Origin of the sequence: Oceanobacillus damuensis, from assembly GCF_001618145.1 — a bacterium.
GTDB lineage: Bacteria > Bacillota > Bacilli > Bacillales > Amphibacillaceae > Oceanobacillus > Oceanobacillus damuensis.
This window is the reverse complement of record NZ_KV392044.1, coordinates 48,693-61,600: the sequence shown is the minus strand read 5'-3', so window position 1 is coordinate 61,600 and position 12,908 is coordinate 48,693. Positions and strand designations below refer to the sequence as shown.

13 protein-coding genes are annotated in these 12,908 nt (G+C 39.8%); 1 reads left to right on the top strand and 12 read right to left on the bottom strand.

Features of this window, described 5'->3' with window-relative positions:
- Window positions 1–19 precede the first annotated feature (19 nt).
- The 10 genes from der to prsW form a co-directional block, all read right to left on the bottom strand.
- On the bottom strand, window positions 20–1,330 hold the full coding sequence (gene der / locus A4245_RS02750) for a ribosome biogenesis GTPase Der (RefSeq protein ID WP_067725438.1): 1,311 nt from the start codon (window positions 1,328–1,330) through the stop codon (window positions 20–22).
- Between the two features lie 84 nt (window positions 1,331–1,414).
- Window positions 1,415–1,600: a capping complex subunit for YIEGIA gene (locus tag A4245_RS02745; RefSeq protein WP_067725433.1), complete on the bottom strand. Its 186-nt coding sequence runs from the start codon at window positions 1,598–1,600 to the stop codon at window positions 1,415–1,417.
- On the bottom strand, window positions 1,600–2,493 hold the full coding sequence (locus A4245_RS02740) for a YIEGIA family protein (RefSeq protein ID WP_067725431.1): 894 nt from the start codon (window positions 2,491–2,493) through the stop codon (window positions 1,600–1,602). The genes A4245_RS02745 and A4245_RS02740 overlap by 1 nt, the downstream gene beginning before the upstream one ends.
- Before the next feature lie 382 nt (window positions 2,494–2,875).
- Window positions 2,876–4,009, bottom strand: coding sequence for a 30S ribosomal protein S1 (gene rpsA, locus A4245_RS02730; RefSeq protein ID WP_084268637.1), 1,134 nt, complete (start codon window positions 4,007–4,009; stop codon window positions 2,876–2,878).
- Between the two features lie 118 nt (window positions 4,010–4,127).
- Window positions 4,128–4,712, bottom strand: a complete 585-nt coding sequence (locus tag A4245_RS02725) for a lysophospholipid acyltransferase family protein (protein WP_067725421.1) — start codon at window positions 4,710–4,712, stop codon at window positions 4,128–4,130.
- A 45-nt stretch (window positions 4,713–4,757) separates the two neighbouring features.
- A complete protein-coding gene (gene cmk, locus A4245_RS02720; protein WP_067725617.1) occupies window positions 4,758–5,435 on the bottom strand; it encodes a (d)CMP kinase in 678 nt (225 codons plus the stop codon).
- 106 nt (window positions 5,436–5,541) lie between these two features.
- Window positions 5,542–6,201, bottom strand: a complete 660-nt coding sequence (locus tag A4245_RS02715; RefSeq protein ID WP_067725420.1) for a flagellar brake protein — start codon at window positions 6,199–6,201, stop codon at window positions 5,542–5,544.
- Between the two features lie 114 nt (window positions 6,202–6,315).
- A complete protein-coding gene (ypeB, locus tag A4245_RS02710; RefSeq protein ID WP_067725419.1) occupies window positions 6,316–7,659 on the bottom strand; it encodes a germination protein YpeB in 1,344 nt (447 codons plus the stop codon).
- Window positions 7,660–7,676: 17 nt separating this feature from the next.
- Window positions 7,677–8,465, bottom strand: coding sequence for a spore cortex-lytic enzyme (sleB, locus tag A4245_RS02705; RefSeq protein WP_407668348.1), 789 nt, complete (start codon window positions 8,463–8,465; stop codon window positions 7,677–7,679).
- Window positions 8,466–8,606: 141 nt separating this feature from the next.
- On the bottom strand, window positions 8,607–9,284 hold the full coding sequence (prsW, locus tag A4245_RS02700) for a glutamic-type intramembrane protease PrsW (protein WP_067725417.1): 678 nt from the start codon (window positions 9,282–9,284) through the stop codon (window positions 8,607–8,609).
- 88 nt (window positions 9,285–9,372) lie between these two features.
- Here prsW and A4245_RS02695 point away from each other — a divergent pair, with 88 nt between their 5' ends.
- Window positions 9,373–10,347, top strand: coding sequence for an asparaginase (locus A4245_RS02695; RefSeq protein WP_067725416.1), 975 nt, complete (start codon window positions 9,373–9,375; stop codon window positions 10,345–10,347).
- A gap of 172 nt (window positions 10,348–10,519) precedes the next feature.
- Here the strand turns inward: A4245_RS02695 and A4245_RS02690 are convergent, their stop codons facing one another.
- On the bottom strand, window positions 10,520–11,506 hold the full coding sequence (locus A4245_RS02690) for a YpdA family putative bacillithiol disulfide reductase (RefSeq protein ID WP_067725415.1): 987 nt from the start codon (window positions 11,504–11,506) through the stop codon (window positions 10,520–10,522).
- Between the two features lie 116 nt (window positions 11,507–11,622).
- Window positions 11,623–12,903, bottom strand: coding sequence for a Glu/Leu/Phe/Val family dehydrogenase (locus A4245_RS02685; RefSeq protein WP_067725414.1), 1,281 nt, complete (start codon window positions 12,901–12,903; stop codon window positions 11,623–11,625).
- Between the last annotated feature and the right edge of the window lie 5 nt (window positions 12,904–12,908).

Sequence of the window (12,908 nt, the reverse complement as noted above, 5' to 3'; positions counted from 1 at the left end):
ATTCTCACTCCCTGTTTTCCTACTGTCTTCTTCTTGCAAATAATTTTATTGGTGTACCGGTAAAACCAAATGCATCTCTAATTTTATTTTCCAGAAAACGTTCATAAGAAAAATGCATCAGTTCAGGATCATTAACAAAGATAACGAAGCTGGGTGGTTTTACCGCAACCTGTGTTGCATAAAGAACTTTTAGTCGTTTTCCTTTGACTGTAGGTGTAGGATTCATTGCAAGGGCGTCCATGATAACGTCGTTCAGTACATTTGTCTGTATACGCTTTGCATGGCTCTCACTTGCAAGTTTGATAGCAGGGATAAGTGTGTGCAGTCTTTTTTTTGTTTTAGCCGAGAGAAAGACAATCGGGGCGTAATCCAAATAAAGGAAATGTGCACGAATTTTTGTTTCAAAATCTTTCATCGCTTTTTCATCCGTATCGACTGTATCCCATTTGTTGACGACGATGACAATGGCTCTTCCTGCTTCATGTGCATAGCCTGCGATTTTTTTATCCTGTTCTCTGATTCCGGTCTCTGCATCAATCAGAACGAGAACGACATCTGAACGCTCTATCGCTTTGAGAGCTCGAAGGACACTGTATTTTTCGGTCGTCTCATAGACTTTTCCACGCTTGCGCATTCCGGCTGTATCGATAATCACGAAATCCTGATCATCTTTATGCAAATGTGTGTCAACCGCATCCCTGGTAGTACCTTCCATTTCACTTACAATAACCCTTTCCTCATTAAGAAGGGCATTGACGAGTGAGGATTTCCCCACATTTGGTCTGCCTATCAGACTGAAATAAATGGTATCTTCATTAACAGGCTCTTCCGATATAACAGGAAAATGTGTAAGTACCTCGTCCAAAAGATCACCAAGCCCCAGTCCGTGGGAGCCTGAGATAGGGAATGGCTCTCCGAAACCAAGCGAATAGTATTCATAAATTGTCTCACGCATTTCGGGATTGTCGATTTTATTAATTGCAAGGACAACAGGTTTATTTGATTTGAATAATAATTTGGCAACTTCTTCATCTGCTGATGTAATTCCTTCTTTTCCGTTTAAAAGAAAGATAATAACATCGGCTTCATTAATTGCCACCTCGGCCTGCTGACGCATCTGGACCAGCAAAGGCTCGTCTCCAATTTCAATTCCGCCAGTATCGATCAGGTTAAATTCCTGATTCAGCCACTCGGCGGAAGCATATATTCGATCACGGGTAACACCGGGTATATCTTCTACAATCGAAATTCTTTCTCCAACAAGTCTATTAAAAATAGTAGACTTTCCAACATTAGGTCTACCTACAATTGCAACTACAGATTTCCTCATATAAAAGGACATCCTCTCTCTTTATGTCTATTTGCCTTAACTTTAATTCATTCTAGCAAAAGAAGGTAATATTAACAATCGTTATCAGTGCTTTACGATAATAAACAGATCTTCACTTAGTGCATGGGCAATACCATCTGTGATGGCTTCGATGTTTGATGCAACATACTCCAGCTCTTTTTTGCTCTCACAGAAAAATATAGGTGCGCCACCGGAAACCTTTTGTCTGTCCGTCGTAATTACGGCCAATATAGATTTTTCAAGCATCATTATACCTTATCCCCTTTATTTAAAGATTTGGATTCAGAAGGCATTCTGACTGCACTTTCTAATACAGGAACAGATCCGATTACAGATTTCGCTTTGGCAACATCTCGAATTTGCGGGAGAATGAATACACCCAGTCTTCCGTCATCCAGGTCTCGTTTAATTAATGGGGTGAGTGCAGGGGTCCCTGAATCCCTGAAAACGCCTAAGGATACCGAGACATCATGAAGAATTGCCTGACGTTGGCCGAGATTGCCTATTGTCGTAACAATATTAATGTTTTTAGGTGTCAGAATAAAACCCATTCCATATTTTAAAATTTCTTCCTTTCGCTCTTCCAATCCAATATTCATGATATAAATATTATCGACATAGAGACCTGCCCCATCAAAGCTTATCTTGCTTTGTTCAATGTCGACGATATCTTCAATTTTTGACCCGCTCATCAGTTTGCTGCCAACAATCAGACAGATCACTGCAACGATAATTGCAGCAAATACATTCCAGATAATAAATGAAAGCGTACCAAGAAACCCTGTGAACATGACTAAGTAATTTCTGCTCTCGAAAGAAACGGCGATCCCTTCGATATATGTTTTCCCTCGTGAAACAAGCTCATAACTGTCCACCTCTGTCAGCGTGTTCCTCTCCATGTTCCTCACATCTCTAAATTGAGTGGCGGCCACGGTCAATAGTGTAACCGCAGTGAATTCCTTCTCCATGATGGCTGGAACGGCAAGGGCACCTAAGGATGCAGCGATAAAGCCCAAGGAAAGGTGAATGATTTTTCCATGCAGATAGGTAGGATATTGCCGGTAATCCGTCCTTAACATAATAATTCTTGAAATTGTTCCAAAAACCACACCAAAGACGATTGGAAATGTGTATTCCGTCATTTAAGCCACCTCTGAAAAAAATTTATTTACGCATTTTCTTTTGTAGTATGGCTTAAATCCACAATAATACTAATCAATTGCATGAGCTTCTTATCAACTTGGAAAACTTGGAACTGCTCTTACCTATGGTTTTTCGGCGAATGCCTTAGTTGCACATATGCCAATAGGAAAGGTATAAATTTTGGCAGCAATTAACTCTTACACATAAACAGCCGCGTCCAGCTCCGGTTCCTAGAAACTCCTGTCATAAGCAATGGACATTCCAAGCGCCAAAACCATGCGCTTTCCAGTCCCTTGCTTATGCATGCGTTTCTGAACAGTCACCTCCGCTTTTGTTTTTGCCAAAGAAAAAAGATCCCCTGCTGAGGGATCTCGTGATTTGTTATTTTTTGTATTTGTCCAGTTTGTCACCAATAAAGTCACCAAGTTGGAAACCTGACTGCTCTTCATCTTTTTCATATTGTTTAAATTCTTTTTCTTCCTTTTCCTGTTCCAATTCTTTAATGCTAAGCGAGATACGTTCGTCAGACTCATTTACATCAAGAACTTTGACGCTCACCTTCTGTCCTATTTCAAGAACTTCCTGTGGTGTTCCGATATGACGGTTGGCGATTTGGGAAATGTGTACCAAACCTTCCACACCCGGCAGGATTTCCACAAAAGCTCCAAAATTGACAAGGCGTTTGACTGTACCTTCTACTATAGAACCAGCGGAAACACGGCTTTCGATATCTGTCCATGGTCCTGGAAGCGTATTTTTGTGTGATAGGGAGATGCGCTCATTATCACGGTCCACTGATAAAACTTCTACTTTAATTTTGTCCCCTTCAGAGATGACATCGGAGGCTTTATCGACATGTTCATGTGCTAATTGTGAAATATGAACCAATCCATCAACACCACCAAGGTCGACAAATGCCCCAAAGCTTGTAATCCGTTGCACGGTACCTTCCAATACTTGACCAGGCTCAAGAGATTGAAGGATATCATTTTTTCGGGCTGTTGCTTCTTCTTCTGCAACTGCACGGTGGGAAAGGATAATTCGATTCTGGTCTCTGTCCAGGTCGGCGATTTTGACGGTCAATGATTTATTCAGATACTCTGAGAAGTCTTCCACGAAATAAGTTTCAACTAAAGATGCAGGAATAAATCCACGAAGACCAACATCCACAACGAGGCCGCCTTTTACGACTTCCTTGACAACTGTTTCAAACACTTCACCGTCGTTGTATTTTTTTTCCAAATCCTCCCAAGCCGATTCCGCGTCAACTGCTTTTTTGGAAAGAATTATTTCGTCATCTTCCGCCTTTTTTACCTTCAGTGTAACTGTGTCGCCTTCTTTAACTACATCGCCTGTTGATTCAACATGCATGCTCGAAAGTTCTCCAATTGGCAAAATACCTTCAGTTTTATAGCCAATATCGACAAGAACCTGCTTATCTTCCAACTTAATAACGGTTCCTGTTACAGTATCTCCTGCTTTAAGTTCCTGTAGTTCTTTGTTTTCTTCACTCATATCCATAGCCCTCCTAAGTACACTCCAAAATCCAAATTAAATGGAAATAGTAAGAATGGTTAAAACTTATTCTTTCTATAACTTCTAATAATTACAATTATTTGTCAAGCAAAGTCAATTAATTTTGATGTTTTTCTTGTAAATACTTAATTTCCTGCATAATGGCTTCCGCAGTTTCCTGTGGTGAAGATTTCGAAGCTCTGTGTTCTTCCATATTCATCGGCTTACCGTATACAACTTTTACTTTTTTGAAAGCTTTATATGGACCTATGATTGCACATGGAATAATGGCTGCTTCAGATCGAAGAGCAAAAAAACCGACTCCTGCTAAAGGCTTACCCAATTCACCCGTTTTACTTCTTGTACCTTCCGGAAAAAGTCCCAATGTCTTCCCATCTTTAAGAATTTCAAGTCCTTTTCTTAAAGCGTTTCTGTCCGAAAGTCCTCTTTTTACCGGGAATGCTTGAATCCCAGATAATAGCCTCCCAAGGATTGGTTTTTCAAACAATTCACCTTTGGCCATAAAGTGGATATCCCTCGGTGAAGTGATCCCCACTACGGGTGGATCGAAGTTGGAGATATGATTGGAACAGATTATGACTGGTCCATCTTTAGGGATATTTTCCTTTCCTATTATACTGATGCGATATAATGGAAATAGAATCAGTGCCACCACAGACCTTGCGAATTTGTATAAGCTCATGTCTTTCATCTCCCTGAAAACTTCTTTGTAGTTGTATATTTTTCTCTAATTCAATACCTTGTCAACCTCTTTTAAAATACGTTCTGCAACTTGTATGATACTTAATGATGTTGTATCAACTTCAATTGCATCAGCAGCTTTAATTAAAGGTGCTGCTTCACGACTTGAGTCAATTCTGTCCCTTTCCTCAATTTCCTTTTTGAGGACTTCCAAATTAGAAGCGATACCTTTTTTAACATTTTCCTCGTATCTGCGTTTCGCCCTCTCCTCAACTGAAGCACTGAGAAATATTTTGACTTCGGCATCCGGTAGTACATGTGTGCCAATATCCCTTCCATCCATAACTACACCGCGTTCTGTTGCCAATTTCTGTTGCCTTCTTACCATTTCTGCTCTTACGGAAACATGTTTGGCAACATGGGAGACTTTTGTTGTTACATCCTGAAAACGGATTTCATCTGTAACATCTGCCCCATCCAGCAAAACAACCTGTCCTTCGTCGGATTGTCTTAAATGTATTTCGGTATGCATTAACAAATCAATGATTGCACTCTCATCTTCCATTTCGATGTCTTCACGGAGCGCCTTTAAGGTCAGTGCACGATACATAGCGCCCGTATCAATATATACATAGGATAATCTATCGGCAATTATCTTTGCTACTGTGCTCTTCCCGGCGGCTGCTGGACCGTCAATGGCTATAGCGATGTTCTTTTCTTTCATGATCAAAAATCCTTCCTCCTAATACCCATTAAAAAACTTGGCAAATGCCAAGTTTATTTTTACTGCTTAATTTTAATAATAACATAACCTAAAATTGCTGGTCTATTTAAATTAGCTCTTTTTGTCTTGCTTCACGCTGTTTTTCAAAACAAAACTTAACAATCTTTTGTCTGTCCTGTGTAGTGATTGAAATAAATTTACAAGACACAAGATTGGTCCGGCTGCTTACTTCCCTGATATAGACGATTTCGGTTTGGCCATACACATAAAGAATTTCCTGGCTTTGCGTTTGCAACGCTATCCACATGTCAGTTCTAAAACCGGTTTCCAAGTGGATATTACTTGGTGCGATGATTGAAAGTCCGCCACCACTTATATCTGAAGTAACTGTAGTAAAAGGTGAAAATTGATTATCTACACTATGTGCTGCAATATCTACAGCGGTTTCTATTCGGACATATTCTCGTCGTTGGATTCTTTTTACGTCTTTATTATCAGGAATGTCAATTGCCAATGCTGGTATATTCAGTTTAAATTTGGCTGCAATTTCTGTTGAAAACCGGTAAATCGCTTGGTCGTTTCCGATAAAAGAGGCTGATAAAGAGGTCCCTTTTGGAAAAAATGCAGTTTTTTTAGTCTCTGTATGTATTGGATAATCTATAATTAAGTAATTTTTATTTTTTTCAATGATCTTACAGTGGTATTCGTTTATTTCTCCCGTCTCTGCCTCTTTAACTTCAATGTTAAGCACTGTTCCTATTTCCATCAAATGACCCCCGCCATCTTTTATTTATGTGATTCGATATACCTATTATTGCAGAAATTCAGAAAAAGGGAAAGGTTTTTTGCCTTTCCCATGTCATGATACTTTCAATTCTTGTCAGAAATTAGATGCAAAGTTAATTTCGGTTCCATCGAGTTTTTCGACTTTTTCCTCTTGGCCATTCATGGCATTTATAAAGATTCTGAAGGTATCATTGTCAAGTACACCAAGAAACTCATATACCAAAACCTCTTCTCCAAGATCATTATCGATGACTGCCAGGAATTCTTCCTGAATATCCACGTTTGGATTAACCATCTCTTTTGCCTCTTCTTCGGAGATATCCGGCTCAGGAATGTCCCTGTCAGAATGATTCATATAATAGTTATTCGTTGATAATCCGAGAACATCCCCGTTATCAAGTGCGACCTTTACTTCTACGGCATCTGAATAGACGCGTACGTCATTCTCATTGTACAAAAATGAGTAAACACCGACATTATTATATTCACTGCTTTGGAAAAGAGACATACTATCCAAATCAAAGGATTCCAGATAATCCTGCGCCTTCTCGGCCCCCTCATTCAGGCTGATTTGATTATTCGCAATATCTCTTGATACCAGTATGTTCAGTGGATGCCCACCTTGCTGTGAGATGTCCATATAAGCCCTTTTTTCATCATTATGATAGGAAACGCTGTACATAGGGACATCTGATCCTTCACCGCTTTCGGCGATAGTCAGGTTTTCTTCATTTTCCACATTAAAAATTTCCTTGCTTTTTTCCAATGCGTCCTGCTCACTGATTTTATCCCCATTCAAGTATTTGTATTTATGATCATTGGAGGATGTTCCAATAACGGAGGATTGGGAATTGCCCTCGTTGAATCCCTCGACCGACTTCTCAACCGTTTTAAAACCGTCTATGATCGTATTGTCCACCTGCTCATCCGGATTGGCAAGTGCCAGCTGAACATCCATCCACCTAAGGTTATTTTCAAGTGCAATATGCTGTACTTGTCTTAATTCGTCTTTAATGTCTCCTGATTGACTATATAATTGTTTCAATGTTTCTGATTCTTCATCAGTAAGTGGTGAATTCTCAAGATTTCTTACTGCTGTTTTGTACGTGAAATCTCCAATGTTGGACAGAAATTCTTCTGTTTTATTGAATGGGAGTAATCCCAGAGGCAGCTGTCCGACATTTGACAATGCTTCCGATGTCAACCTCCAGATCTCGACAAATTGAGGAGACAGTCTTTCCGTTGAATTCATCGCCAATGCAGTGCCAATCTGGTCATGCAGCAGATCCATATGATAAGTGAGTTCATGGAAAGAGCGCTGATACGTATTTTCCGCTTGAGTCAAAATCGCGTTTTTTTCCTGATGCTCCCTGTATCCCCAAAAACCAGTACCAATTAATGCCAACGAAAGTACTCCAATTAATATCCATCGAACCATCTATCACTCACACCTTTCTATTTGCAGAATATATGTTTTCCGATTTTCTTGATTTGGGGTCTTGTCCATATCCATCCGGATGTGGCGGTATCAGGATTGAAATAATAGAGTGCATTGCTTGATGGATCCCATCCGTTTATGGCATCAAGGACTGCTTCCCTTGCTGTTTCGTTTGGGGTAAGCCATATTTGACCGTCCGCCACGGCAGTGAACGCTCTTGGCTCAAATATCACACCGGAAGCCGTATTCGGAAAAGTAGGACTTTCGATTCTGTTTAATATAACCGCAGCCACTGCTACTTGACCTTCATATGGTTCACCGCGTGCTTCCCCATAAACTGCATTCGCCATTAATTGAATATCATTTTGTGAATACCCTTGGGGAACATTCGCTGCACTCACACTTCCGCCCGTATCAGTCGGAGTGTCTGCTTGGGGTGCAGACTGGTTATCTGTGCGGTCTCCTCCACCGTAATGAGTAAAATCCTGTCCCTGATTAATTTTTCCTTTAACATAGCCCTCATCATAATCACTTGCTTTCACAAGTTTGTCTTTGGTAGCTTGCCCTGCCAGACCATCTATCTCCATTCCAAATTCATATTGGAAATTTCGTAAAGCCCAGTAAGTACCCCAGCCAAATACACCATCTATCTTTCCATTATAAAACCCTACATATTGTAACCTGGACTGCAACTCAATTACATCATCTCCTACAGCGCCATGCTGAATTACCTGATCACTGAAAGCATGTACAGTTTTAGTTGATGTTTCTGATTGCAGACCGATCAATGAGAGACATATAATCATGAGTAAAAAGGAAACTCTCCGATAGGTCATTCATTTTTCCTCCCATCCATTTCTAGTGAATTACAGTTTTATTTTTCGAGTAATTACCCTTTTTATTCATGATTGCTGATTTTAAATATAAAACTCCTGTGATTTTTGTAATCACAGGAGTTTTTTTTCCTTCTTATCATCGTTTTTTAAATATGAATCGTTGGCTGTTTCCATAACATGCAACCCTCTGAGCCACAGCAGGATCATAAATGGAATAAGGACGTAAAGCCAAGAGTCTGTCAGACTTGTAAGGATATAATTATATGTTCCGTGCAATATATATGGAAAAAGAAAAGCTAACATAATATTCAGATTCCTGTTATCGCGGTTCATCTTTGCCTTGCCAAAATAAAAGCCCATTATAATACCAAACAGGGCATGGGATGACACCGGAAAGAACGCTCTCCAAAAAGCATACTCAATCCCATTTGTTAACAGATAGAGGATGTTTTCCACTGAGGCGAAACCTAAACTAATGGATACAGCATATACAATTCCATCATAATGATTGTCAAATTCAGAATGGTGGTAAATTGCGAATATAAAAATAAACCATTTGAAAAATTCTTCCAAAAATGCAATATGAACAAAAGACTCAATAAAACTGCTGTTACTGATAACCTCATTGGATATGGCATATTGAATAAACATAATCGGAAATACCAATAAAGCCCCAGAAATAAAAGTCCGGACAATTAATGGGATTGGTTCTGTTATTCGATCCTTCAGATAAATGAAAGACATCAGAGCAACTATAGGGGCTATTCCAGCAGATAAAATTGCAATCATGATTCCATACCTCTTTCCAATTACAGTACTTTTATCGTATCATTAAGTAATGGGATTGGAAACAAAAAAAAGAGAGCAGGTGACTGAATTGAAACATGTTTTAATTATACATACCGGGGGCACTATATCTATGCTTGAAAATAAAGATACCGGTGAAGTAAATTCCGCAGAAATGCACCCACTTACAGAGGTAACCGATCAACTGAAGAATTATGCTAACATCGATGAACATATCATTTTTGATCTCCCGTCCCCTCAAATAACGCCTGGGCATATGCTTGAAATCGCCAGAAAAATATCGGAAGTGATAGATGAATATGATGGGATCGTTGTTACACACGGAACAGATACCCTTGAGGAAACAGCCTATTTTCTCGATTTAGTACTTGATACAAACAAGCCAGTAATTTTGACAGGTGCAATGAGATCCAGTAATGAGATCGGTTCGGATGCACTGTACAATCTGATTAGCTCACTACGGGTCACAACAGATGATGAAGCAAGAAACAAAGGCGTGCTCGTTGTTATGAACGATGAAATCCATACCGCCGAAAGTGTTACAAAAACTTCAACCAGTAATGTGGCAACCTTCCAAAGCCCACAGTTTGGACCAATCGGAATGGTGACGAAGGATTCCATTATCTTTCATCGGACAGTTCTTACCCGTCACTCGCAGTCTGTTCTGGAGAAGTTATCAAAAGATGTCTTTTTATTGAAGGCTTATGCAGGAATGGACGAGCATTTAATAAATGCAATTATTGATGCACGACCAGATGGGCTTGTCATTGAAGGGCTAGGACAAGGCAACTTGCCAAAAACAACTGTCCAGCCGCTGCAAAGGTTGATAAAAGAAAACATACCGGTTGTTCTTGTGTCTCGGTGTTATCAGGGAGTTGTACAGCCAACATATGGATATGATGGCGGTGGAAAACAATTGAAAGAAATGGGCATCATTTTTTCCAGAGGGTTATCAGGTCCAAAAGCGAGAATAAGATTATTGGTTGCGCTTGAAACGACACAAAATTTAAATGAAATTAAAAACCTATTCGAAAAATATGATTAATGAAATACACCTAAGCTTCCTGGGCGAAAAAAGAGGCTGGGACGAAGGCGGTTTCGTTATGGAAAAATCCGAACGATGATTCAGAATTCATCAGGTAGAATTCGATTCAATTCGGATTTTTCTATTTTAAAGCTTCATTATCCTAAAACATTTGTTTGTGGTTGTGGGGCTTTCAGTTATGGCCCAGCCTTTGACAGATGGATTTTGCAATTGCCTCGCCGTGAAATCTGCCATTTTCTATAAATATTTCATTGTTATTGAAACCTGCTGCTATAACACCTGCTATATATACTCCATCAATATTCGTCTCATATGTTTCCGGATTATAACTAGGTTTGCCGCTGCGATCATCAATCTGAATGTTAACCATTTCCAGCAGCGAATAGTCCGGCCTGTAACCTGTCATTGCAAAAACAAAGTCATTATTTATCGTAAACTTTTTACCATCTGCCGTATACTGGATTTTATCATCCATTATTTCTGTAACATGAGAATTATAAATCATTGTTACAAAGCCTTTTTTAATCAAGGAGTCGAACTCTGGGAGAATCCACGGCTTTATACTTTTGGAATATTCTTCTCCGCGATAAAGAACCGTAACGTGAGCCCCTGCTTTGTACAGTTCCAGCGCTGCATCTACTGATGAGTTTTTGCCGCCAATTACTGCAACATCCTTGTCATAGTAAGGATGTGCTTCCTTGAAATAATGCATTACTTTACGTTTACTCTCTCCGGGAATGTCCAAATAATTTGGCTGATCATAATAGCCAGTCGCAATTATCAGTTGATCAGCAGTGTAAGTTCTGTTATTTCCGTTGAATAATTCGGTCTCAATCAGAAACCTGTCCGCTTGATTGGAGAGTTTGGTGACTTTTTCATATGTGTTCATCCTGATCTGATTTCTCTTTGCAACTTCGCGATAATATGCGAGAGCCTGATTCCGAACAGGTTTTTGATTTTCGGTTATAAAGGGCATATCACCGATCTCAAGTTTCTCACTGGAACTGAAAAACGTTTGGTGGGTAGGGAAATTGTATATTGTATTTACCACATTCCCTTTTTCGATAATTAACGGATCGATTCCCTGTTTTTTCAATTCCAGGGCACAGGACATACCACATGGGCCCCCACCGATGATTATAACTTTTTCGTACTGCATGTTCATGCACTTCCTTTTATGTAATAAAGTTTGTCGGTAAAATAAAAAACTCTTATGGAATAAGAGTTTTTTACCTTACATATGGACGGACCAACCCTTTTAATATTGGAGAAATGTTAAACCCAACCACGGAATCTGGAGGCTTCAGCCATTTTTCTCACTCCAACCATATATGCAGCCAAACGCATATCGACGCGTCTGGTTTTTGCCGTATTATAGATATTATTAAAGGACTTAATCATAATTTCATGTAATTTCGTATCAATCTCTTCTTCGGACCAATAGAATCCCTGGTTGTTTTGTACCCATTCGAAATAGGATACAGTAACACCACCAGCTGATGCCAGAACATCCGGAACAAGAAGGATGTCACGGTCTGTCAGGATTTTGGTTGCTTCCATCGTTGTTGGACCATTTGCTGCTTCCACAACGATGCTTGCTTTGATATTATGTGCATTTTGTCGGGTAATCTGGTTTTCCACTGCAGCTGGGACAAGGATATCACAATCCAATTCAAACAACTCTTTGTTTGATATTGTATTACTGAATAATTTGGTTACGGTTCCAAAGCTGTCTCTGCGGTCAAGCAAGTAATCAATATCCAGTCCATCAGGGTCATATAAAGCACCATAAGCATCTGAGATTCCGACAACTTTTGCACCTGCATCATGAAGGAATTTTGACAGGAAACTGCCGGCGTTACCGAATCCTTGGATAACCACTCTTGCATCTTTTAATTCAATGCCTTTCTTTTTGGCAGCTTCATTAAGAACAATCGTAACCCCTTTTGCAGTAGCAGATTCCCTTCCATGGGAGCCTCCGAGTACAATCGGCTTACCAGTAATAAATCCCGGACTGTTGAATTCATCTATTTTACTGTACTCATCCATCATCCAGGCCATGATTTGCGAATTTGTAAAAACATCAGGTGCAGGTATATCTTTTGTTGGCCCCACAATTTGGCTTACAGCTCTTACATAGCCGCGGCTCAATGCTTCCAATTCACGAAAAGACATCTCACGGGGGTCACATATGATTCCGCCTTTAGCACCTCCATATGGGAGGTCAACAATACCAGCTTTTAAGCTCATCCATATAGATAATGCTTTTACTTCCGTTTCCGTTACGTCCGGATGGAAGCGAATTCCGCCTTTTGTCGGACCGACTGCATCGTTATGCTGGGCACGGTACCCAGTAAAGACTCTAACAGATCCATCATCCATCCGTATCGGAATTCGTACAGTCATCATTCTTAAAGGTTCTTTTAAAAGTTCATAAACTTCACTTGGGTAACCAAGCTTTTCCAATGCGTTTTTTACAACAGTTCGTGTTGAACTTAATACATCCATATTCTCTTGTGTTTCTTTGATAGAATCTGCTGCTTTTTCGGCTACCATGCATT